Source organism: Corallococcus praedator, from assembly GCF_003612125.1.
Classification (GTDB): domain Bacteria; phylum Myxococcota; class Myxococcia; order Myxococcales; family Myxococcaceae; genus Corallococcus; species Corallococcus praedator.
Window position 1 is genome coordinate 1 of record NZ_RAWI01001310.1, and the last position, 404, is coordinate 404.

A 404-nucleotide genomic window follows, 5' to 3' on the forward strand; every position below is an offset into this window, starting at 1 on the left:
GTCGGGCGAGGAGGCATATTGTGGAGCGACGGCCTTCATAAGCTTATTGAGCAACATAGTGTTCAGGTTGGAAAACCATGCCTGTAATGGCACGGCTACTGTCCGGTTGACCAAGCCAGGTCGACCAGCCCAGCCGCTCCTCGGCGCCCAGCACCGCCGGCGGCGCGGAATGCGGTTGCACCTGCAACTCGACTTCCCACTCAAACTCAAAGCTGACAAAGCTGCGCACCCACTCCACCAGCACCGGCAGATCACGCCCCTTCGGGGTGAAGTTCAGGTACTGCTGCAGATCGAGCGGCCCGATGATGAGCCGGAACTTGTGCTGGCGATCGGGCACCGCCTCGCCGAGCAAGGCGCCTTGCCCCATCACGCTGGCCGCGCCTGGGCGGGCCAGGTGGCTGCAC

Annotated in this window: 1 protein-coding gene; it reads right to left on the reverse strand. The window is 63.6% G+C overall.

What is annotated here, in order from left to right:
• Positions 1–43: 43 nt before the first annotated feature.
• Positions 44–404, reverse strand: a 361-nt coding sequence (locus D7Y13_RS44220; protein ID WP_147452770.1) for a type VI secretion system baseplate subunit TssG, incomplete at its 5' end; no start/stop codon positions are given.